The following is a 21299-nucleotide window of genomic DNA, read 5'->3' as shown; positions in this document are numbered from 1 at the left end:
CCACAAGGTCGACTCGTCGCGGCTTTTACCGGTTGGGACGCACTCTGGAAGGATGTCGGCCAGCGCCTGCTGGACAACACTTGCACTCAGCGAAGCGGGCGCCATGAGGAAGACGGCTGCTGGCCGTCGTTCGACGGCGCCTAGCCCGGCGGCGGAGGGTAATGGCGCCAAGCACTACCCGAACCCACTTGTCGGAGGCGACAGTAAGACGCTCCCCAATGAGCTCGGCCGCGCCCGCTCCATGAGCACGATTCTCGCCGCGCACGCGGCCCCTTCTGGACAACGCGCTCAAGATCGTCATGCGGGGCGCCGACAGGGAGGACAAGGTGGCCGCCTGACCTGCTTTTGCACAGGATGGCGGAACACGTGGACAAGCTGCGGCTCCCTCGATTTCGAATCCCTGTCCTGTGCTACCCGCGCGGAACGGTGGAGGGGCGCGAAGGATTCGTCCCACTGCAGGAGCGAATTCGATGCTGATGACGAGGGAGAAGAGACCGGCGAGCCTCATTCTTCGGCTTGTGAGGTGGCTCGGTCTTGGCTGTGGCACCGGGGACTTGGATCGCTTCCCGAAAGAAGACGCGATCTTCCACGTGCGCGATCACCCGCACGGCCTCGACTTGATTCATAAACGGGTTTGGTTCGATGTAGACGGCGGCTCCGAGCGCGTCGCGTTCCTGCTGTTCCGTCGCCGCGTCTCGCAGGACCGCGGCGAGAATCGTCAACGTGGTGAGGCGCTGCTGGCCATCTACGACCTGCCCGATGACTTGGCCGGGCGGCTTGATGAGGACGATGCTGCCCAGAAAGTACGGCTCGCCGTCGCCCGACTGCATCGCCTCACGGAGGTCCTCGAACAGCTGCAAGGCATGTTCTGGAAGCCAGGCATAGGGACGTTGGTAGGGTGGTATCTCGTGGACGAAGGTGTCGCCCAGGACGTCGGCCACGGCGTGTTGATTGGCGGAAATCATCTATTTCCCCTCCCCATTTCTTCGACCTATGAATACAACTTCAAGTTCGCTGTCCATCCTTCGGAAGTCTGCCGTTGCCCTGATGGCCAGCGTCCCGGAATTGTCTATGCTGCCGGAAACGGGAGGCACCGATGGACAATGAATTGAAGGCCAAGATTCGTGCCGAACTGCTCCGCTGTGCGGTCGCGGGGGCCTTCCCGACTTACACGGAGTTTTTCAATCGGATCCATCCCGGCAAACAGATGGGCAATTTTCCCTACCAGGCCCATTTCAACGAGATCGCGAGGGAGGAGCGTGATCTCGGCTATCCGGACATCACTTTTCTGGTCAGAGGAGTGAATGGATTTCCGAATCAGATCGATTTTCGGGATGCCCGGAAGGGTCCCGACGATGATCAGCTTCGAAGTCTGCGTGGGGGGACGGACAGGTTGATTGAACTCTACTGCCCGCCGAACACTCCAAATCCTTACTAACCGGCAGTGCGATTGGGCTTACCTCAGAGGTCGTGCCCGCTCGCTCTGCATTTGCGAAGCCGGCGTGGATCTTTCGTGACTTCCCGAACTGCAGGTCGGGGTCAGATGACTTACTCGGCCGGTCGCAGTCGCAACCAAGAACGACATTGGGCGAGTCCGCTTCGAGCAGGATTAGCTCCTGGAATTCGCTCGAACAGCCGTGCGCTTCTTCGGCTTCAGCAAGCTCAGCTTTTCTTCGAAAGCCTCCCGGCCCCCGACGACGCTGCCGTCGCCATCAACGCAGAAGTAGAATTCCTTTGAGTAGCTATAGTAGGCCCAGCCATCGGATGGCCCCTCGACGATCTCGTTCTCCGGTAGGCCGACCTTCATTTCGGTTACGCCCCGCGCGCGCAGCACTCGGAATGCGTCATTCAGCGTGAACGCCATCTTTTTAATCCTTGGTCGCTCGGCATAGCCGAATCGGGTCGATAGGGCACGTCACGATGTGAATGGTTGCACGCTAAATCCTCGCCGAGAAGCGGGAGAAGGCGGTCAATTTCTGCACTCGCGGATCGATGTCGCGGAGATAGATCTCGGTCCGCAGAAACGCGATCTCGTCGTCAAGCGCGGTCTCGCCAACGTCGATGTACCAGGACCGGGGCCGGCCGTCGCTCCCGTCGGACCATCGGTAACCCCGTCGTTTCAAGGAGTCCTTGAGATCGAAGGGCGACTGCTCGGCCCAGACCCGCATCGTCTTTCTTCGGGCTGTCTCCAGTAGGAGCGCGAGAGCCGGCGAGCCCGTCGCCGGCAGTTCGAGCGCTAGGATTTCGAGCAGAGCGTGGCAATCGTCGACCGCCCTGTGGGCCTGGTGAAAGAAGCCGGCACCGTTCAAGAGGTAGCCGAGCCGCGAACCTTCGAAGCCGTGCTTCCGCCAATCGACCTCCGTCGCGCTGCAGCCCCAAGCCTTGCGTTCGAAGATCGGCCAGTAGCGCTCCGAAAATTTCCTGTCGAAGCCTGCGTTGTGCGCCACCACGATGACCGCGTCCTCGACGAACGCCATCACTGTCGCTTCGCCGATCCGATGACCGGCGACCATCTCGTCGGTGATGCCGGTGAGCGCAGTGACCTCGTCGGGGATAGGTACGGTCGGCTCGTTGAAGGCGGAGAACGAGTCGCGGACGCCGACTATCCGGCCATCCGGCAGGTAGTCGAACTTGACCATCCCGAGCTCGATGATCTCGTCTTTCTGGGAGTCGAGGCCCGTGGTCTCGGTGTCCAGCAGTACCGCGGTTCTGACGTCCTGCCCGACGGGCTGCACGAGTGGGAGCCGCGGGACTAGGCGCCGCAGCACGCGATAGTCGGCCGATCGGCTCAACGTCTCGGCCATCGCGGCCAAGCTGATCGTGTCCTGAGACATCGCATTCGTACGAAGATTGCGGGCGGATCGAGAGATCCGGTGAAGGCGCACCCTATCCGCTGCGCCGCCCCCGAGGTATCGAAAAGTCGGGCAATCCGCACCCCGTTCGCGGGTGTTCATCCGATTTCGGTCGCGTTGCGGATCGCTCACATGCCGGCGTCGACCTAGGTTGAACGTGAACGGCGAAACGGGGCCTTTCGGCCCGCGTTGTTCCGCACCATCATCGCCATCGACTCGAATTCAGAACAGTCTTCGAGACTCACGTACAGCCCGCGGAAGGCGCCCGAACGGTTGAGGACAAGCGGACGGTAGCCTTCCGGAAAAAGCCTGTTGTCGAGTTTTGCGACTATGCGAAATCCAGCCAAGCCGAAGCCGTAGGCGTTCAGCTCGCCGAACGGCTGCCGCACCGGCTGAAAATACCACTTCGTTGTGTCCATGTGGTCGCTGCGGTAGCGCTGGATGATGACCTCGAAGGCGCGTAGGCTGGACAGGGATGTGGCTCCGAACAGCACGTCCCTCGCCCGGTCCTCATACGGTCCGAGATCGATCGAGCTGAAATTTGGGCGACGACTGATCGAACCGCGCCATAGGACGGACAGGACGAATTTGCAGAAGCGCTCGCAATCGACGCCGGGCATCTCAAAAATGCCCTGATCGAACTTCCGGTGATCGGATTCGAAGCGTTCGCAGATGCCCAGCGCGTACTCGTCGTCGAGGCCTAAGAATCGGTCGCACGGGCCGCAAAGTATGTCGTGATCGTATTCTCCTAGTTGTGGCGTCGCTACGCCGACCCTTTCCGGCGTCATCTTCACGTTGGCGTCCGTGCCACGGATGAATCGGCCGAAGCTGGCGGGGATTATGTGCGCCTTGATCAGTTCTTCGCTGGTGCAGTTCAACCCGTGACAGGGCATGGAAGCGAGCTCGTCTCTTTTTGCCGTCCCCTGATCTATATAGGGAGATTGAATTGCGCGCCTACCCGATTGCGTCTTTGCGGAATTTTGCGGATCGGCTGCTGCCTGGTAGGATTCCCGGCGAGCAGGGGAAGCGATCAGTGGACGCCGAGAGCACAGCGTCGGGAGCCAAGGGCACCGACTGGACGGCCGAGCAGGTCGCAATCGTGGTCGCGAACTATTTCCTGATGCTTGAGCGGGAGCGCGCCGGCGACAAGGTCAACAAGGCCGATCTGTATCGGAGGCTGGCGCCAGAGGTGGGCCGCTCCGAGAAGTCGATCGAGTGGAAGCTCCGTAACGTGTCCGCGGTTCTAGACGAGCTCGGGATTGCCTGGCTCCCGGGGTTGCTGCCCGCCCATAATTACCAGGACGCGTTAGTGGAGGCCGTCGAGGCCCAGTTGGGACTGCATCCGAAGGTTCTTGCTGACCCGGCGTCGATACAGCCGCGCTTCACGTCGGCGGGAGGGCCGGCGCTGGTGCCGCCACCGGCATTTCTGAATTCGGACCTGCAGGACCGTCATCCGGCGCTGCGGCGCCTGGTCAGCAGGTACGACGCGGCGGCCCGGGACGAGCTCAACCGCTCCCTCGGGCGTGCCGGCGAGGAAATGGTGTTCAGGTTCGAATTCGACCGGCTGTGCCGGGCCGGTCGGCGCGACCTGGCCAAGGAGATGGATTGGCCCGCCGATCGCGGCGAAGACCATCGGGGCTACGACATTCGGTCCTTCGAGTCGGACGGCGAGGAGAGCCTTCTCGAGATCAAGACCACCAACGGGCACGCGCGGACGCGGTTCTGGCTGTCCCGCACCCAGTACGAAGTTGCCGCCCAGAATCCATCGACCTACCGCATCCGGCGGGTCTTCCACTTCCGGAACGGCGCCGAGATGTTCGACATCAAGCCGCCGCTCGACGCCGGCCTGTGGCTCATCCCGGACAAGTACGTGGCCGTACCCAGGTGACACTGTCCACGTGAGGGCGGCGGCCATGAAGCCGTGAGCCCGAGAAGTCGGCAGCCAAGCCGCAACGGAGTTGACCTAGGGGGCTCTGGCCTCCGCAGCGACAGCCACCGAGTCCTAGCGGTGGTTTCTGAAGGATCTTGCCGATTCAGATATCGACGCCGGATTTGCACGTCTTCTACGTGATCAAGGCGTTGTTGGCGTCGCGGCCGTCGTATGACACCCACGGGTTCGGACCAGAACGTCGTACCCGCTGACGGCCTTTCAAAGATAAGATGCTGCAAAATCAATGACCGGCAGGTTTCGCGCAGCGGGGCGCCGGTCCGGGACCCAACGCTCTCAACCAATAGAACTATGGACTTTTCGCCCTTGGAAGTTGTAAGAGTGCATATTCATTGAGCAAAATTAGGTAATGGGGGGCTATATGACTGAGAAATCAAAAGTTGTGCTTTCGCTTGGCGCTGCGCTCGCATCGCTCACCGGAATGTCGGTTCAGGGCGCAGAGGCCAAGGCAGTAGTTGCCAACGACACAACCGCGGTAGCGGCCGAAAACGCTGTCACCAACCTTCAGGCAAACGCCCATTATCAGGTGGGTGAGGACCTTCTCGGCTTCGTCATGACGAAGCAGGCCGATGGCACCATCGTCGCCCAGCATGCCTCCCACGCGTCGCATGCTTCTCATGCGTCCCATGCCTCCAGCCGCTAAGCTTCCTGCGGCGTCCCCGGTCGAGGTAGCTGTCGATTTCGATTCAAGCATCCAAAGCCTCAGCGCTTTGGATGCGGCAGCTTATCGTCTGATCGGAACGGCGACCTGCCAGATTGACCGGACGGGCGACCGCTATGTTTGCCGCCTGGTTGCTTCTGCAAGTACGCCAAAGGGAGCCGCGCTCAGTTCGGACGAACTGAAGGAGCGGTTTCTGAATCTTGTCGCCGACGAAAACTTGCGGGCTCGCGTCGCTGAAAGAACAGAAGGCGTTCGCAACGTCATCCTCGCACTTGCCTTCGGGGCCTTGGCCGCTAACCAAAATGATGCCCAATAGAGTCCCGACGGAGGACCATGGCGCGGTTCTTACCTCCTGAAACCTTCAGCGCGGCAACCGAAGATCTCTCGTTGTTGCCGTTCAATTTTGAGCGCGCCGGCGCGAACCGGTACCTCGTCGCCAACATGGTTGGCGATTTAATCCGCCTGACTGAAGACGAACTGAACAGGCTGGTCGACCTTCAGGTTCGACCCGGCGACGGCCTCTACGAAAAGGCCTATGCGGCTCATCTGGTCACAGGGACGAACCAGAAGGCGCAGCGGCAGCTTTTGGCGGCTCGGCTGAGAAGCCGGATGTCGTTCCTGCAGCAGGTGACCCCGCTGCATATTTTTGTCGTAACGCTCCGTTGCGAGCATTCTTGCCCCTATTGCCAGGTTTCGCGCCAAAGCACTGATCGCTCGCGCTTCGATATGAGCGAAGAAACGGCGATGCGCGCCCTGGACATTGCCTTCGCCAGCCCATCGGCACGGATCAAGATTGAGTTTCAGGGCGGGGAGCCGCTTCTCAATTTTCCGCTGATCAGGACGATTGTTGCCGCTGCGAAAGCTCGGTCCGGCAAGAAGCTCGACTTCGTCATCGCCTCAAACTTGGCCTTGTTGGACGATGCCGTTCTTGACTTTTGCAAGACGAACAACGTGCTGCTGTCGACGTCCCTCGATGGTCCCGCCGACCTGCACAACAAGAACCGTCCGCGACCCGGCGCAAACAGTCATGAACTAGCTGTCGCAGGCATCCGGCGAGCCAGGGAGTTTCTAGGTCCCGACGGAGTCGGGGCCTTGATGACCACTACGGAGGCGAGCCTCGATCGCGTCGATGAGATCATCGACGAATATCTGCAATTGGGGCTGGATGGCATCTTCCTGCGCCCGCTTTCGCCCTTCGGATTTGCGATCAAAACGAAGCAGTTCGCCAAGTACGACGCACAGAAGTGGCTTGCCTTTTATGAGCGCGGGTTGCGCCGGGTTCTGGAGATCAACAGACAGGGCACCCCGTTCCGGGAGTTCTATGCGGCGCTCCTTCTCACACGGATGCTCTCGGATCGCGCCATTGGCTACGTTGATTTGCGCAGCCCAGCCGGCGCAGGCCTTGGCGCACTGGTCTACAACTATGACGGCAATGTTTTCGCGTCGGATGAAGGCAGGATGCTGGCCGAGACCGGCGACGACGCTTTCCGGCTCGGTCACGTTGAACACGACAGCTACAATTCGCTCATCCTGTCGGACGCGCTGATCGGCGCGATTTCGTCGTCGCTGACGCAGTGCGCTCCCGAATGCTCGACCTGTGTGTATGAGAGCCACTGCGGCGCGGACCCGGTCTATCATCACGCGACGCAGGGTGACGCCTTGGGAATCAAGCCTCTGTCGGCATTTTGCGCTCGCCAGAAAGGCATCATGGGCCTGCTGCTGGACATTCTGGAGAACTCTCCGGAAGATGCTGCCATCTTGCGACGATGGGCCGCCCCATGACCCTTCCTCTCTATGGCACGGCCTCGCTGAGCGCTGGATTTTCCTCGGACAAGGCCCGATCGGTCCTCAGGCTCCGGTCGGTCGACAGCGCCGCCGAACGTCACATGGCTGATTTCGCGCTCGCCAGAACGCCAGGCGAGATCCGGCGCGCGATAGAAGCCGATTGGCCGTCCATCCTTGTCGTCTCCGACGGCGCAATCGATCTACCCGGTACGTTCACAGGACGGCTCGTCGCCGTTCCCCCGAAGTATGACTATCTCTCGGACGGCGATGTCATCGGTTTCGATCATGCATCGAGGAAATTTCGCACGCTGTATCGCCGAAACTCGGCGCACAACTCGTTTCTGGTCACGGAACGGTGCAACAACTACTGCCTGATGTGCTCGCAACCACCGAAAGATGTCGATGACCGGTGGATCCTCGGCGAAATCAAGGAAAGCCTGCCTCTCATTGATCGGGCGACCCGTGCGCTGACGTTTACCGGCGGAGAGACCTTGTCGGATTGGGAAGATTTCATCGCCGTCCTGAAGGAGTGTCGCGACCGGCTGCCAGCGACCGCCATCCAGGTGCTCACGAATGGCCGCGCATTCTCCGACTCGCGGATTGTCGACGCTTGGAAGGATATCGGCCACCCGAACCTGATGGCTGCCATTCCGGTCTATGCCTCGGTCGATCATGTCCATGATCACGTGGTGCAGGCCAAGGGTGCGTTCGACGAGACGATCCTGGGTATTCTGAAGCTCAAGGACCGGGGACAACGGGTCGAAATCCGCGTCGTCCTGCATGCATTGACCGCGCCGATCATCGAGGACACGGGTCGGTGGCTTGCCCGCAATCTGCCGTTCGTCGACCACGTCGCGTTGATGGGCCTCGAAAACACCGGCTTTGCAATTGCAAACGATGCCATGCTCTGGATGGATCCGGTGGACTATGGCGACGGACTCGCGAGGGCCGTCGATCACTTGAGCGCCGCTGGCGTCAACGTGTCGGTGTACAACCTTCCCAAGTGTGTTCTTCCAAAGTCTGTTTGGCCGCACGCGCTCCAGTCGATCTCGGACTGGAAAAACGGCTTCGTGGAGGAATGCGATCGCTGCGACGCCAAGACCACCTGCAGCGGCTTTTTTACAACCGGACGTCCGCGGTTCAGTCGCGGCGTACACGCGATCACTGCCCAACGAGACGAATTGACCACTTTGGCGGATTAGCAGGCCACGGAACCAGGAGAACGAACATGAAGATCGGTAATGGTCTCATCGCTGCTGCGGTTGTATGCAGCATCTCGGCGGCTCCGGCCTTCGCAAAGACTGCGAAGGAATGCACGGCGGAGTGGCGCGCCGACAAGGCCGGCATGCAAGCTCGGGGCGTGACCGAAAAAGCCTACGTTGAACAATGCAGGGCTGGGGCGGAGCCAGCCGCCGCCGCGCCGGTAGCTAAGCCGGCAGAGGCGCCGCCGGCGGCGGCGACAGCCACCGGATCAAAAACCGCAAAAGAGTGCACCGCCGAGTGGCGCGCTGATAAGGCCGGCATGCAAGCCCGGGGTGTGACCGAAAAAGCGTACGTTGAAGAGTGCAGGGTAGGTGCGGCGCCAGCGACCTCCGCCCCTCCGCCGAGGCCGAGCGCCGCGACGCCTCCGCCCGCTGCGGCACCGTCACCGTCGACAAGTACCTCGTCTTCCCAGAAGACCGCCAAGGAGTGCATCGCCGAATGGCGAGCTGACAAGGCGGGCATGCAAGCCCGCGGCGTCACCGAAAAGGCCTATGTCGAGCAGTGCAAGGCCGGCGGCACTACGCCGAGTGCGGCTGCTCCCCAACCCAAGCCGGCACCTGCTGCGCCCCCTCCGGGTCGGCCCGCACCAACCGCGACGCAAGCCGCGCCAGCCCCAGCGCCACAAAAGCCGGCCTCGACGACGACGACTGCGGCGCCTATGCCGGCTCCGGCATCGCAAACGTCCGCGCCGAAAGACCAGGCAACGCTGGAGGCCGGGCAGTTTGCAGATGAAGCTTCCGCAAAAGCCCGCTGCCCGACCGACACCGTCGTCTGGGTTAACCTACCGTCGAAGGTCTATCACTTCGCGGGAACGAGGAGCTACGGCACGACGAAGCGCGGCGCGTACATGTGCGAGAAGGAAGCAATCGCCGCCGAAGATCGCGCTTCGAAAACCGAAAAACATCCCTGAGGTCAAACGCGGGTCTGGCGTAAGGAGACATTCTACATGTTTCGGTTTGCCGTCCTCATCGCAGCTTCTCTCGCCGGCGCCACCTGGGCGGCGGCGGAGACCATCGACGTGAAATACTACGGTAAGCTGGATCTTGCGCGCTTCGCCTGCACCGACGTCTCGCGGAGCAGTTTTATCAGCCGAGCCTGCTATGACAAATCTCAGCAGTTCATGATTGTGCAGCTGAGATCGGTCTACTACCCCTATTGCGAGATGCCGGCAGCGACCTTCGAGGCTTTTCTGGCTGCACCGTCGATGGGCCAATACTATAATGCCAACATCAAGGGCTCCGGTTCAGAGGGGCCTTTCGACTGCCGTACGCATCACGTTCCCAAATACTAGGTGTTGAAAGCCGGTTCATCTTTTCTCAACTTCAGTCGACAATTCATCGGAGATCCATTGTCCAAATGATCTCATTCTTACGAACGAAGAAGTGGCTCCGGCATCCTTTCAGTCGCCAAATCGACGGATAGAGCGTTGCTGACCGGCTTTCGTCGTAGCTCAGGGTCCATCGAGGGTCATCGTTTTTTATTAAGCTCAGTTGAATGACGGCGCGGCAGCCACATGGGCATATCAAAGCAGCTGACCAAGGTTGGGAAGGAGAGCCAACTACGTAGAGTTTGTTCGGCTCTAGCGCGTCGGGCAGATCTTCTGCCACGACCGGAACGACAAATTCTCTCAGCCCGATCCATTGTCGGAGCCTGCGCCAAAGCCAAGCAAGCGGACGACCTGAAGCACTTGGCAGATACGCTCGATCTTCATGCAATGGCCCTCAATCGTATGGGCACGTTTTCTGGGCTTTCCCGCATTCACGCCATGAAGTTCTACTCCATGGCGAACGCGCTAGATTCCTTTGTTCGCGTCGGACAGGATCTGGCCGACGAATTTCTAAGCCGATTTGACTACGATGGCGCCCTGGACGTGTTTGAGCGCAACTTGCTTCCTGCCATACGCAGTAAGAACCTGATGGGTCATGTCATTCCGGTTCGGAGCCACTACGCGGTTGCCCTTGGGGCGCTTCCGCTCCTTATCGTGCATCGCCAGGGACAGATAGATGAGAGCTGCTCGCGAAAGTCTCAGCAGCCGGAGAGTTTTTCTGGAAAAGTCCTCGCGTTGCACTGAATAGGCGGGGCGATCAAGCCACGGGTCCGGCGTCTCCGAGGCAGGTAAGCTCTCGTGGACCTTGAGATAACCTCGGCCGGAGATCCCGCCGCGCGTTCAAAGACGCCCACGTCTCACCAGCTCCGTTCTTTCTTCAAAAATGCCGCAACGAAATCGCAACGAATTGGGTGAAACGACCGTGAACAAAACGGGACGGAAGAACACGTAGCAGCAAGAAAAATCAATAACTTAGAAGATGCCCTCTGCGTTCGGGACGCAGGGGTCGCAGGTTCGAATCCTGCCACTCCGACCATTCAATTTTCAGGCGTTTTCTGATTGCTGGCGGTTCCCAAGTCAACCGGCAACGCCTGCTTCACCCCAATGTCATATCAGCTTCCGAGGCCGCGGTCGTTACACGATTCACGGCTTGTGGGCTTCCTGTCGTGGCCCTTGCCCCACTGTGGGCTGCGGCTCTCCCGCCCAACCCCGTCGACGAAAGCCGGAACCCCTCTGCCGCCGCCGGTCGTGTAGCCGGGCCTCTCCGTTCGTCGTCCCGACGACGGTGAGGATAGTTCTCGCTCGATGTCTCACGCCGTCATTGCAAGGCTCGGCATTCAAATGCACTGCCGGCGCTGACCGTGGCCTCAACGTGCCGAAGAGATTGCCGAGAACGAGCGCTCTCACCATGCCGCTCTCACCACGCGGTGATGTTGCTCACGAGCTGCTTGTCTAGGGATAAGCTTTCCATACCGCTGGAAAGCAAAACACCGCTCCGGTCATGGTGCCCACTTCCGGGCATGTTCCGCTTGTGGTGCAGGAAGTGACCGACCTCGTGTGCCATGACGCCAATGAACGCTTCGCCATAGTCGAACACGGGCGGATTGCCCTGGTCGACAACCACGCATACCTGCTCATCAGGCAGATACTCTCCGGCCGCCTCATTATCCATTGCGTCATAGTCGCCGACGAGAAAGCACGTGAGATCGGCATCGCGCCTCTTGAACGGTACGATATCGCTTCGAAACACATCGCGCGAGATTTTTGCCCCCAGGGCTTTCTGCACCGTAATCCATGTGGCATCGACTGCGGTGAAAAAGATGTTCGCCTGAGCCCCGAACGTCCAGTTCAGCTTGGTAAGAAACCAGGGCACGTCATCCGGCGTCCATTTCGTGGCGTTGATCACTTTGCCCGATTGATCGAGGTGCTTGAGGAATTTGAATGCGATCGTGAAGTCTTTGCGCGGCAGAATGGCGATCTCCAACTTGATGCCTGTACTGCCGCGCATGGCTCTAAGTTCTGGAATACCGACACCTTTGGCCGAGATCTTGAGGGCGCGGGCAGGGCCCTCCGGCCGTGCGGTGGCATACAGCGCTGTACGCAGACGCAGCGACTGATCTTCGCGCTCCTGGCTTCTTTGCGTCCTAAAGCGAGCGTCGATGTATTCCTGAGCGACGCGTTCGACGTGCTCGAGGCGCACATCGTCAATCTGTAGCCGATCTCGATCATAGGATAGGCGAACGTCCTTGCTGTCGCGGAGGCAGACCAGGTTGAAGCCTCCCCGAGGAACGATCATGAAGCTTTGCGCAGCGTACACACCAGAATGCTGCAAGAACTGAACGAAGCTCGCCATGACATGGCTTCCGGGCTGAACTAGCGGAAGTGTATTGTCGATCCATGCCGGGTCAATGTCCAATCCATGCTTCCACGCGCGCCGTGCGATGGATTGCTTCCGCCTTCGCCAGGGCTTCGGCGGACAAGTCGCGTCGCTTGCAATGATGGGGATGGAGCGATGTGCAGCGGCCACCGATTGCTCCGCAGTAAGACTAGTTCACCATGGGCAGCGAAAGCGTGGTTTCTCCGGCAAGCAGCTTCACTCCGAGAAGCCGTGCGCGCAGCTTGGCGTAGTTGGCCGCAAGGTTCTTTACGTTGTTGTCGCCGTTCTCGATCGCGAGCGCGGCTGCAACCCCTGCTGACTGGCCCATCTGCCAGAACGGCGGCTCCATGCGGATTTCGCTGATCGCGACATTGGTGGCTGAGCCGCCGAACAGACACAGCAGGTTCCACGGGTCCCCCGTCCTGGGAAGCATATATTCATAAGGAATCGGGGCCTTCTTGTCCGCGCCGCTGGTCGGGGTGATGTAGATATTGCCCTCGATGATGACCTTCCAGTTCGTGCCGTCGAAATAGGCCCGATATTCGATGGCGTGACTGTCCATGTCGTAGGCTGCAACCGCAATCGTCTTGGTCGAGCGCGGCGTGGTGCCATCCGCCGCGTTGAGGTCTTCGGCCGTGAGCACATAGTCGCCGACGATACGGCGACCGGAGCGGACATAGATCTGGCTGTTGAAGTTCGGCTGATCGCCCCAATTCGGGGAGAAATAGTGCTTCGCCGACAGACCGTAGGTCAGGGCCGAAGCGCGGACCGCGGCGGGAATGCGGCTGTCCTCATCGTGTTGCAGGAGGTACCACAGCCCGTGGATGTAGTCCTTGTGGAGTTGGATGATCTCCTCGCGGCGAGCGTAGCTTGCCGTGGCGTATTCGGTCGAGGTCGGGTCCACGAAGTCGCTCGACATGACGTTCTTGGTATTGAAATCGAACACGCCAGCCGCCAGCGGCTGGATATTGAAGATATCGGTCAGAACCAGCGTGGGATCGGCGGCGAACAAGCGCAGCAGGATCTCATATTTCGACTTCGCGTAGCCGGCGGGTGGAGTCGACGGGAACGGGATCATATAGGCTGGCGTCGTGGTCAATGTCAGCCGATAGGCCATCGATTGAACCTTGCCATCGGCCGAGCCGTTCGCAGGGGTGCCGTCGGTGAACACGCTCTGCACGCCGGCGATCAATCCGGACTTCGTGTCGCCGGGCGTGTTCCAGGGATCGATGTCGACCGTCGTGCCGGAATGATTGGTCGCCTGGTTCGGCCGTGTGCCAAAGGTGGTCTGAACTCCCCGGAAGCCATTCGCCGCTTCCGCACCAGCGCCGGCTGCCTCGCGACCGACCGTCATGGTGCACCCGCCGACATAGGCGAGGTCCATCTCGTAAGAGCAATCGATGAAGACTTTTCCGCTGAACGTCCGGCCATCCCGTGTCGTGAAGCCGGTGATTTGTCCGTCCACCACGGTCGCGCTGACCGCGCCGGTTGACCAATAGACCGGGATATCGGCGCCGCCTGTGAACGAGGGGTCAAGCAGCTCCCGGTTGGCCTGCTCGAAATGGCGAGGCTCGAAATAGATGTCGGACCTGCCTTTGAAGAGCGTCTTGACGCGCTTGCTGAGATATCGCGCCACGCCAGAGAACTCCGTTGGAGCGGTGCCAACGGTCCAGCCAAAATCGCCGGCGAGCGTTTGGGTGCGATTGATGAGATATCGCGGCAGCCCCGTGATCGCGCTCGGAGCCGTGCTGTCGGTCCAACCCAACCCGCCGGCGCCGGGCACTCCGCCCACATTGTAGTCACGCCAGCCGCCCACGATACAGACGGAATGTCCCTCCCGAGCCAGCGACCGCGCGGCGAGAACGCCGGCCGCTGTCGCACCATAGACGATCGCATCGTAGGCGTTGACGTTCTGCGGTTGGTAACCCGCTTCATAAGTGTCCAGTTCAGCGGTGGACATGAGCTGATGCCACATCGCAAGAACGGCGCTGAGCTCTTGCATCTGCGCCATGGTGAGATTGCGGTTGGCGACGAACCAACTGGACAGTGCCCTGGAGCTGCCGGACGGGGTCCCGTTGTTGTTGGCTGCCAACAGGTATATCTCCTGTGCAGGCAAAGCCCGCGAGACAGATGCGACATCGGCGACCAGGCGGCCGTTGCGATAGGCCCGGAAGCCCGCAGAGTCGCCTCGCGAGACCGCGTTGAAATACTGGCCGTCCCAATCCGCCGCGCTTCCGATGGCAGTAACGCGTGCGCCGCCGCAGCGAGCGGCCATCGTGCTTGCGTCGCTGCTCCAGATCCCAATGCTGACGCCGCTCGTGGAATCGTTGGCGCCGATTTCGGAAGACGTGTCGGCCACAGCGCCGGGCGAAGAGGAGAAGACGCCAACCGCGTGGCTTGTCTGAGGCAGGCTGGAGCACTTCAAGCCGGTGATGCGGAAGTAGCCGCCTCCAGAAGCCGCAACCGTGGCGTTGGCGAGCAGCGTGATGTTGCCGACCTGCGTCAAGTCATGCGTGCCGGGGGTCTTGATGTTGATCCTTGACGCGGCAAGCGTCGGCCCGGCCTTACCGAGGTGGACGAGACACGGCCAGACCGGATCGCCGACGGGAAAGTTCTTCAGCCGCCTGATGCCCCGGTTGAAGGTGCATTTGCGACGGCGCGTCATCGTCGCGCCGGCCGCAGCCCATGCGACGGCAAGCGCCTCGGTCTCGGGCTCGAACGCGAAGTTCGGCAGGACGACGGGATTGCTGCCGCTGTTTGCGTTCCCGGCGGAATCGGGGCGGTCGTCACCAGGCTCGGACGGACCAATGCCGAAGGCCCATCCTCGCTCGCTCGCCAGAAGAGCAGCCGCACCGGCCAGCCATTGCCTTCGGTTCAAAACGCGCGGCTCCGGAAGGCTGAATATACTTTCGAATATTCCATTTGCGTCCCCTGCGAGGCGCCAAAACGTGCGATCAGGCTACTCGCCGAGGCTTACATCAGCCTTACGGTGGCAGTTTCGCGGACGCAAAGTGAGCGATGTTGCTGTGTGGCCTTGTTGGCGCCGCCAAACGGCCGAGCGTATGCCATTGATGAGCCGCGATCGGACGACGCGTTCATCGCGGCGCCATCATTGGTGCGCGTGCAACCAAGTGGCTGCGCGCTCTGAAAGCAGACCGGAGACCGCACGATCGATCGGGCGGCGATGCCGGCGAAGGGCTTTGCCGCGGTTCACGGCTTGGGGAGACGGGCCGAACCATGGCATAGAGAGGTACCGGCTGCTCACCGGACCATTCGTGCGCGTGAGCCCGAAGCATGGTGTGAGCCTCATCGACAGATGGGGCCGTGGATGGATGAAGCGGATCGCGGATGAAGCTGTTCATTTTCGGGCTGGGATATTCGGCAACGTATGTTGCGCAAAGGCTCGCGGCGCGTGGCGTGGCAATCGCAGGAACGGTGCGCTCGCAGGCGAAGGCCGATCCGCTGTCCGGCGCGGGCTATGCGGTGCGGCTGTTTGCGACTGCCGAGCGCGACGAGGCGATTGCGCGCGAGGTTGCGGACAGCGATGCCGTGCTGGTCTCGGTGCCTCCGGTCGCACAGCAGGATCCTGTGCTCCAGATTTATCGTGACGACCTGGCCGCGGCCTCGCGCTTGCGCTGGATCGGCTATCTGTCGACGGTTGGCGTCTACGGCGATCACGACGGCGGATGGGTCGACGAAACGACGGTGCCGACGCCGATGAGCGACGCCTCGCGCCGGCGGCTCGACGTCGAGCGGCAGTGGCTGGACTTCGGCGCTATGCACCGCGTTCCCGTCCACATCTTCCGCCTGGCGGGGATTTATGGCCCCGGCCGCAACCAGCTCGTTCAACTCGCCGAAGGCAAGGCACGACGGATCGTCAAGCCCGGGCATGTGTTCAACCGGATCCATGTCGAGGACATCGCGCAGATGGTCGAGGCGTCGTTCGGCCGGCCGCGGGCGGGCGCCATCTATAACGGCGCCGACAATGAGCCCGCTCCGCCGCAGGATGTGGTGGCGTTTGCCGCAGAGCTCTGCGGTGTGGTACCGCCCCCGGATATCCCGTACGCGCGTGCGGAGCTGACGCCGATGTCGCGAACCTTCTTCAGCGAATGCAAACGGGTCCGCAACACGCTGATGCGTGACGAACTGGGCGTCGTGCTGCGCTATCCGACGTTTCGCGAGGGCCTGACCGCCTTGCGCGCAGCCGGCGACGGGCCGAAGCCGTCGCCAGCCGAATGAATCTCATTCGCCCGGGACGAGGCTTCCGATCGGCGGGCGCGCGAGGCGGCGATGCCTGCGGCGCGACACATAGAGCAGCAAGCCCGTCACCGTGAACAGCGGCATCAGCGCCGCGGCCAGCATGAAGGCGAGCTTACCGGGCCATCCCAGGATGGCGCCGCGGTGGATGTCGAGCACGCCGGCGAGGATGCGCTCACCCAGCGTCTTGTTCGCGTAGAGGTCCGCCGACACCAGGCGGCCGGTGACGGCATCGATGCGCAGTTCGTCACGCACGCTTTCGAGTGTCGAGTCCCGCGCCCACGACCTGACGCGCACCACCGTGCCGGCGCCGCCAGGCAACGTCAGCAGCGCTCTTGCATAGCGGCTGCCTTGTTCGTGCAGGAAGGTGGACCAGACGCGATCGAAGGTCAGCGGCGTGATGGCGGTCTTGGTATCACCTTTGGCCTCGCCCTTCGCATCTGCCGCAACCATGCCGCGCGGCGATCTGGGCTGGGCGGCATCCGACGTCGAAGGACGCACGAGCAGCCAGTTGGCGCCGGTCTTGTACCATTCAAAGGAATACCAGAGGCCGGTGAGCGTCATCACCAGATAGATCGGCAGCACCCAGGTGCCGATCACGGCATGCAGCGAGCGGTGCAGCCCGCGGCCGCGCAGCGCCAGGTTGGGCTTCAGCCACATCTTCATGCTGCCGGCGCCACGCGGCCAGCGCAGTACGAGCCCGGAGATCAGCATCACGATCAGGCAGATTGCAGCGGTGCCGGTGATCTTGCGGCCATAGCCGTTGCCGTCGCCGGGCAACAGCAGCCAGCGATGCAGCTTGCGGACGGCGGCGAAGAACGCCTCGCCGCGCGGCGAGCCGAGCAGATGGCCGTCATAGGGATCGACATAGACCGATGACGGCCGCCCGCCGTCGCCGCGGGCAAAGCGGATCCGCACGGCGGCGGATGGATCGCTCGTCATCATCACGGCAGAGACCTTGCCGGTCTCGCCAGCAGCTTGCAGCCGCTCGACCAGCTCGTCGGGCGTCAGCCGCTGTGTCGTGGTGGCGTCGACATGCATGATGCCATTGTTCAGGCTTGCCTCGATCTCATCCTCGAAGCTCATCGTGGCGCCGGTCAACCCGACCAGGGCCCACAGCAGCGCAAGCGCGAGGCCAACGACGGAATGGATCTGCAACAATGCAGCCTTGATCCGATGTCGCCGGTCACTCATCGAAGCCGACCTTTCTGATCAGCGTGATCGCGGCCTGCTGATGCGCGGCGATCCGGTCGATCGGCAGCTTGTCGGCCGTGAACGACCCGATCGCATCGAGGATCGGTGCTCGCTGCGCCGCTGCCAGCAGCGGATATTCCAACTCGGCGGCGGCAAAGCTCTGCTGGGCGGCCGGTGTCAGGAGAAACTCGATGAATTGCTTGGCGGCGGCCGGATGGGGTGCATGCTTTGCGATCGCCACGCCCGTCAGGTTGACGTGGGTGCCGCCGCCCTTGAACGCGGTCGGCACCGCCTTCACAGCTTCAGCCCAGCCGCGCCAGTCACCGACCTCGCGGCCGTCGCGAAGCTGCGCGAGCGCGACCGTGTTGCCGATGCCGATCTCGCAGCTTCCTTGCGCGATCTCGCGGATCACGTCGTTGTCCTTGCCGGCAGGCCTGTGGGCGAGATTAGCCTTCAAGGCGTTGAGCCAGGCTTCGGTCGCCTCCGCGCCGTGATGCGCGAGATAGGCCGCGACCAGCGCGACGTTGTTCTGATGCAGCGCCGGGCGCATGCAGAGTTTGCCGCGCCATGTGGGATCGGCGAGATCCTCGTAGTCGATCGCGGCAAGCGGATTATCGTTGCGCGCCATCACGACGCGGGGACGAAGGGCGAGCGCGATCCACTGCAAGCTGCCGCCCCGCAAGTGCGGCGGCACGGCCTGCTCGACCTCTGAGGATGCAACCGCCTGGGTCAGCCCGCGATCGGCGAGCTGGGTGGTCTTGTCGAGCCCGATGGTCAGTAGCACATCGGCGGGCGACGCCTCGCCTTCGGCCGTCAGGCGCTTGACCAGGCTATCCTCGATGAAGACGGTCCTGACGCCGATGCCGCTTGCCTTGGTGAAGGCCGCGGTCACCGGTTCGAGCAGATGGGCCTCGCGGGTTGCGTAAAGCGTGATCTCGTCGGCGCGCACCGCCGTGCAGCCGACGGCCGCCGCCAGCGCGGCGAGCAAGCCCATCGCTGTCCGCACCGCCCGCATGTCAGAACTTCACCGTCGCCGACAGCGAGAAGCGCCGCGCATCGCCCATCGCGACCGCTAGATTGCTGACGGCAGAGGGATAGTAGACGGTGTCGAACAGGTTCTTGACGTTGAACTGGTAGATGACCGGCAAGGTCTGGTAGCTGGTCTCGTAGGTCGCAAAGACGTCCGCGACCGTATACGACGGCAGCACGAAGCTGTTCGCGGCATCGCCGGCTCGGTCGCCGACATAGCGTGCACCGCCGCCGAGCCGAAGCCGGCCGGGCAGGGCCGTGCCGAAGTCGTAGACGAGATAGAGCGAGGCGGTGTTCATCGCGACGTTCTGCAGCCGGTTGCCCGCATAAGTCGGATCTTCGGTCACTCGTGCGTCGGTGTAGCCGTAGCTGCCGATCATGCTCCAGTTGTTGGTGAGGCGTCCCGTGACGTCGACCTCGACGCCGCGCGAGCGCGCCTTGCCTGCGGTGGTGTACACGTTGAGGCCGGTGGTGGTGTCGAGCTGGCTGACCAGCACGTTGCTCTTGTCGATGTCGTAGAACGCAACCGTGCCGGAGAGTCGCTTGTTGAGGTCGAACTTGAGGCCGGTCTCGTATTGCACGCCTTCCTCGGGCGCGATGTTCGAGCCGAGCACGACGCCGCCGCCGTTGCTCAACGGCGCGATCGTCGAGTTCGGCTTCAGCGACTGCGTGTAGCTGGCATAGAGCGAAACCTGGTCGGTGAGCTTGAGAATGACGCCGCCGAGCGGCAGCACCTTGTCCGCGGATACGTTGGTGTTGGTGATGAAGGGCCGCCCGCGCCCGGCCAACTGATCGTAATCCATGTAGCGGACGCCGCCGACCAGCGCGAACCGCTCGGTCACATGCAGCGTGTCCTGGAAGAACAGCGACCACTGGCCGAGCTTGTCGGTCTGGGCGCTGTCGGTGGCCGACACCGTCGTGCCCGGCGTGACCAGTCCATAGACCGGGTTGTAGAAATTGAAGCTCGGAGTCCTCTGCCGGATCAGATTGTCGCGATAGATCGTGCGATACTGGCCGTCGCCGCCGAACAGTACCTCGTTGCGCATGCTGCCGATCCAGAAGCCGCCCTGCAGATAGGACGTCCCGTAGCTCGCATTGCTGAGCGAGCCCTGCGTGCCGTCATTGCTGCGCGTCTCGACGCCGGTCCTGGCATTGATGCCGGTGATACGGAGCTGGTTGGCGCTGAAGCTCTCGGTGTTGTAGCTGTAGGCGGCGAACAGCTTCCAGTCTTGGTTCAGGCGGTGCTCGACCGAGGCCTGCATCAGGTCGGAGGTCCCCCACATATTGTTGAAGGGTTCATCGAGCCGGCGCGTCGCGGGAATCGCGAGCGGCGCCTTGGTCACCGGATCAAAGGCGGTGCCGCGATCGAACGGCGTGATGAACTCGCGGTGCTCGTAGTTGAGCTGCACCGTCGTGTTCTCGCCGTACCAGGCGAGCGACGGCGCGACCAGCATCTCGCGGTGGCGTCCGAAGTTGCGCCAGTAGTCTTCGCTCACGCCGTAGCCGATGAAGCGGTAGGCGAGGCCGCCATCGCCGATCGGGCCGGTGATGTCGATGGTTCCGTCGGCGCCGCTCCTGGAGTTGGCATAGGTCGAGCCCAGCAGCGTGACCGAGCCGTGTTGGTAGAGCTCGGGTCGCTTGCTGATCGTGTTGACGATGCCGCCGGGATCCATGATTCCGTAGAGCAGCGACGCCGGGCCCTTCAGCACCTCGACGCTCTCGACCGCGGGGTTGAAGCTGCGGCCCTGCACCAGCGGCATGCCGTTGCGCATGATCGAGCCGTCGCGGTTGTCGCCGAAGCCGCGGCGGATCACGGCGTCCTGGGTGCCGGCCAGCGTGTTGGTCTGGGTGACGCCGCTGACATTGATCAGCGCGTCGTCGAGGTTGCGCGGAAGCTGATCCTTCAGCACCTGCTCGGGCACGATGTTGACCGCTTGCGAGGTGTCGAGCGGCGAGGCGCCGCTGCGCAGCGTCGTCGCGCTCGGCATCGCGCGATAGCCGAGCTTGGCTTCGTTCAGTGCGGCGGCCGCGGCGGCGGCGCGCTCGGACGGGGTCGGTTGCGCCGGCTGGGCATTGCGATTGCGTTGGCGCGCGGCGACGGCCTGTGGCTGCTGCGCCGCTCTCGCCGCCGCTGTCGCGGGCTTGCGCTTCTGCGTCGCCGATTCCACCGTGACGGGTGGCAGCGCAACGCTCGATTGTGCATTCGCTGGTGTGACCGAGGACGAGATATCGGCGAGCAGGATGGCTGCGCCGATGAGCAGATGGGTGCGGCCTTTGTCGGCAGGATTTCGATGGTCTCCGACAAGCCGGCCATCAGCGTTGAGAGTCACTTCCGATACTTCCAGTCAGCAAGAACACGTTCGCGCCCGCGCCTCTAGCAGCCGCCGCGCGTGAAAAGAACTGGACTGGACTTGAATCTCTCTAAGGTGGGACGTCGCGCGCGCTGCGCGCTGCTGCCGATGTCAGCTTGCGTGAGCGGGTCTGTGCCAACCGCATTCGGCGTGTCGCGACGGCGTGGCGAGCGCCGTTGCATGTACCCGCGTCAAACCGTCACGGGCCGGGAATCTGCGTCCCGCTCGATTGCAAGGTGCTTCTGGCGAACCGCG

The 21299-nt window shown here is 62.2% G+C and carries 20 protein-coding genes; 9 read left to right on the top strand and 11 right to left on the bottom strand.

Features of this window, described 5'->3' with window-relative positions:
* Nucleotides 1-410: 410 nt before the first annotated feature.
* On the bottom strand, nucleotides 411-965 hold the full coding sequence (locus P6U25_RS27220) for a DUF262 domain-containing protein (protein ID WP_407147842.1): 555 nt from the start codon (nucleotides 963-965) through the stop codon (nucleotides 411-413).
* A 131-nt stretch (nucleotides 966-1096) separates the two neighbouring features.
* Between P6U25_RS27220 and P6U25_RS27215 the strand changes: the two genes are divergently transcribed.
* Nucleotides 1097-1438 carry a hypothetical protein gene (locus tag P6U25_RS27215; RefSeq protein WP_407147841.1) on the top strand — a complete coding sequence of 114 codons (342 nt, stop codon included), beginning with the start codon at nucleotides 1097-1099 and terminating at the stop codon, nucleotides 1436-1438.
* Between the two features lie 171 nt (nucleotides 1439-1609).
* Here P6U25_RS27215 and P6U25_RS27210 read toward each other — a convergent pair whose 3' ends face one another.
* The 3 genes from P6U25_RS27210 to P6U25_RS27200 form a co-directional block, all read right to left on the bottom strand.
* The gene (locus P6U25_RS27210; protein ID WP_407147840.1) at nucleotides 1610-1864 is read right to left on the bottom strand and encodes a hypothetical protein; all 255 of its coding nucleotides are present in this window, start codon (nucleotides 1862-1864) and stop codon (nucleotides 1610-1612) included.
* 73 nt (nucleotides 1865-1937) lie between these two features.
* Entirely contained in the window at nucleotides 1938-2834 is an 897-nt protein-coding gene (locus P6U25_RS27205) for a 3'-5' exonuclease (protein WP_407147839.1), read from the bottom strand.
* Between the two features lie 164 nt (nucleotides 2835-2998).
* A complete protein-coding gene (locus P6U25_RS27200; protein ID WP_407147838.1) occupies nucleotides 2999-3745 on the bottom strand; it encodes a hypothetical protein in 747 nt (248 codons plus the stop codon).
* A 140-nt stretch (nucleotides 3746-3885) separates the two neighbouring features.
* Here P6U25_RS27200 and P6U25_RS27195 point away from each other — a divergent pair, with 140 nt between their 5' ends.
* The 7 genes from P6U25_RS27195 to P6U25_RS27165 all read left to right on the top strand — a co-directional run bounded on the left by P6U25_RS27195 (nucleotide 3886) and on the right by P6U25_RS27165 (nucleotide 9800).
* On the top strand, nucleotides 3886-4740 hold the full coding sequence (locus P6U25_RS27195) for a DUF3883 domain-containing protein (RefSeq protein ID WP_407147837.1): 855 nt from the start codon (nucleotides 3886-3888) through the stop codon (nucleotides 4738-4740).
* 421 nt (nucleotides 4741-5161) lie between these two features.
* The gene (gene hxsA2, locus P6U25_RS27190; RefSeq protein ID WP_407147836.1) at nucleotides 5162-5443 is read left to right on the top strand and encodes a His-Xaa-Ser repeat protein HxsA2; all 282 of its coding nucleotides are present in this window, start codon (nucleotides 5162-5164) and stop codon (nucleotides 5441-5443) included.
* A complete protein-coding gene (locus P6U25_RS27185; protein ID WP_407147835.1) occupies nucleotides 5427-5777 on the top strand; it encodes a hypothetical protein in 351 nt (116 codons plus the stop codon). Before hxsA2 ends, P6U25_RS27185 begins: the two co-directional genes overlap by 17 nt.
* Nucleotides 5778-5794: 17 nt before the next feature.
* Complete coding sequence (gene hxsB, locus P6U25_RS27180; protein ID WP_407147834.1) at nucleotides 5795-7243, top strand: His-Xaa-Ser system radical SAM maturase HxsB; 1449 nt, start codon at nucleotides 5795-5797, stop codon at nucleotides 7241-7243.
* Entirely contained in the window at nucleotides 7240-8448 is a 1209-nt protein-coding gene (gene hxsC / locus P6U25_RS27175; protein ID WP_407147833.1) for a His-Xaa-Ser system radical SAM maturase HxsC, read from the top strand. Before hxsB ends, hxsC begins: the two co-directional genes overlap by 4 nt.
* Nucleotides 8449-8474: 26 nt before the next feature.
* Nucleotides 8475-9419 (top strand): hypothetical protein, encoded by a 945-nt coding sequence (locus tag P6U25_RS27170; RefSeq protein WP_407147832.1) that lies wholly within the window; start codon nucleotides 8475-8477, stop codon nucleotides 9417-9419.
* 36 nt (nucleotides 9420-9455) lie between these two features.
* Nucleotides 9456-9800, top strand: a complete 345-nt coding sequence (locus P6U25_RS27165; protein WP_407147831.1) for a KTSC domain-containing protein — start codon at nucleotides 9456-9458, stop codon at nucleotides 9798-9800.
* A 43-nt stretch (nucleotides 9801-9843) separates the two neighbouring features.
* Here the strand turns inward: P6U25_RS27165 and P6U25_RS27160 are convergent, their stop codons facing one another.
* From P6U25_RS27160 to P6U25_RS27145, 4 genes are all read right to left on the bottom strand, one after another.
* A complete protein-coding gene (locus P6U25_RS27160; protein WP_407147830.1) occupies nucleotides 9844-10116 on the bottom strand; it encodes a DUF6527 family protein in 273 nt (90 codons plus the stop codon).
* Between the two features lie 230 nt (nucleotides 10117-10346).
* Nucleotides 10347-10664, bottom strand: coding sequence for an LA2681 family HEPN domain-containing protein (locus P6U25_RS27155; RefSeq protein ID WP_407152622.1), 318 nt, complete (start codon nucleotides 10662-10664; stop codon nucleotides 10347-10349).
* A 589-nt stretch (nucleotides 10665-11253) separates the two neighbouring features.
* Nucleotides 11254-12189: a hypothetical protein gene (locus P6U25_RS27150; RefSeq protein WP_407147829.1), complete on the bottom strand. Its 936-nt coding sequence runs from the start codon at nucleotides 12187-12189 to the stop codon at nucleotides 11254-11256.
* Between the two features lie 193 nt (nucleotides 12190-12382).
* Nucleotides 12383-15091 (bottom strand): FAD-dependent oxidoreductase, encoded by a 2709-nt coding sequence (locus P6U25_RS27145; protein ID WP_407147828.1) that lies wholly within the window; start codon nucleotides 15089-15091, stop codon nucleotides 12383-12385.
* 470 nt (nucleotides 15092-15561) lie between these two features.
* On the opposite strand from P6U25_RS27145, the gene P6U25_RS27140 reads away from it, so the two are divergent.
* The gene (locus P6U25_RS27140; protein ID WP_407147827.1) at nucleotides 15562-16452 is read left to right on the top strand and encodes an SDR family oxidoreductase; all 891 of its coding nucleotides are present in this window, start codon (nucleotides 15562-15564) and stop codon (nucleotides 16450-16452) included.
* 3 nt (nucleotides 16453-16455) lie between these two features.
* Here P6U25_RS27140 and P6U25_RS27135 read toward each other — a convergent pair whose 3' ends face one another.
* The 3 genes from P6U25_RS27135 to P6U25_RS27125 are packed head-to-tail and all read right to left on the bottom strand — an operon-like array spanning nucleotide 16456 to nucleotide 21023.
* On the bottom strand, nucleotides 16456-17664 hold the full coding sequence (locus tag P6U25_RS27135; protein ID WP_407147826.1) for a PepSY-associated TM helix domain-containing protein: 1209 nt from the start codon (nucleotides 17662-17664) through the stop codon (nucleotides 16456-16458).
* Complete coding sequence (locus P6U25_RS27130) at nucleotides 17657-18679, bottom strand: extracellular solute-binding protein (RefSeq protein WP_407147825.1); 1023 nt, start codon at nucleotides 18677-18679, stop codon at nucleotides 17657-17659. Before P6U25_RS27130 ends, P6U25_RS27135 begins: the two co-directional genes overlap by 8 nt.
* Before the next feature lies 1 nt (nucleotide 18680).
* Complete coding sequence (locus P6U25_RS27125) at nucleotides 18681-21023, bottom strand: TonB-dependent siderophore receptor (RefSeq protein ID WP_407147824.1); 2343 nt, start codon at nucleotides 21021-21023, stop codon at nucleotides 18681-18683.
* Nucleotides 21024-21299 lie beyond the last annotated feature (276 nt).

The organism is Bradyrhizobium sp. ORS 86 (assembly GCF_045571475.1).
Lineage (GTDB): Bacteria > Pseudomonadota > Alphaproteobacteria > Rhizobiales > Xanthobacteraceae > Bradyrhizobium.
This window is presented reverse-complemented; position numbering and strand designations above follow the sequence as displayed.

Bases quoted from the DNA above. Each gene is read 5' to 3' on its own strand.
- P6U25_RS27170 (WP_407147832.1), top strand. From the start codon at position 8,475: ATGAAGATCGGTAATGGTCTCATCGCTGCTGCGGTTGTATGCAGCATC.
- P6U25_RS27135 (WP_407147826.1), bottom strand. From the start codon at position 17,664: ATGAGTGACCGGCGACATCGGATCAAGGCTGCATTGTTGCAGATCCAT.
- hxsA2 (WP_407147836.1), top strand. From the start codon at position 5,162: ATGACTGAGAAATCAAAAGTTGTGCTTTCGCTTGGCGCTGCGCTCGCA.
- P6U25_RS27165 (WP_407147831.1), top strand. From the start codon at position 9,456: ATGTTTCGGTTTGCCGTCCTCATCGCAGCTTCTCTCGCCGGCGCCACC.
- P6U25_RS27150 (WP_407147829.1), bottom strand. From the start codon at position 12,189: ATGGCGAGCTTCGTTCAGTTCTTGCAGCATTCTGGTGTGTACGCTGCG.
- hxsB (WP_407147834.1), top strand. From the start codon at position 5,795: ATGGCGCGGTTCTTACCTCCTGAAACCTTCAGCGCGGCAACCGAAGAT.
- hxsC (WP_407147833.1), top strand. From the start codon at position 7,240: ATGACCCTTCCTCTCTATGGCACGGCCTCGCTGAGCGCTGGATTTTCC.
- P6U25_RS27215 (WP_407147841.1), top strand. From the start codon at position 1,097: ATGGACAATGAATTGAAGGCCAAGATTCGTGCCGAACTGCTCCGCTGT.
- P6U25_RS27140 (WP_407147827.1), top strand. From the start codon at position 15,562: ATGAAGCTGTTCATTTTCGGGCTGGGATATTCGGCAACGTATGTTGCG.
- P6U25_RS27210 (WP_407147840.1), bottom strand. From the start codon at position 1,864: ATGGCGTTCACGCTGAATGACGCATTCCGAGTGCTGCGCGCGCGGGGC.
- P6U25_RS27220 (WP_407147842.1), bottom strand. From the start codon at position 965: ATGATTTCCGCCAATCAACACGCCGTGGCCGACGTCCTGGGCGACACC.
- P6U25_RS27200 (WP_407147838.1), bottom strand. From the start codon at position 3,745: ATGCCCTGTCACGGGTTGAACTGCACCAGCGAAGAACTGATCAAGGCG.
- P6U25_RS27205 (WP_407147839.1), bottom strand. From the start codon at position 2,834: ATGTCTCAGGACACGATCAGCTTGGCCGCGATGGCCGAGACGTTGAGC.
- P6U25_RS27130 (WP_407147825.1), bottom strand. From the start codon at position 18,679: ATGCGGGCGGTGCGGACAGCGATGGGCTTGCTCGCCGCGCTGGCGGCG.
- P6U25_RS27185 (WP_407147835.1), top strand. From the start codon at position 5,427: ATGCCTCCAGCCGCTAAGCTTCCTGCGGCGTCCCCGGTCGAGGTAGCT.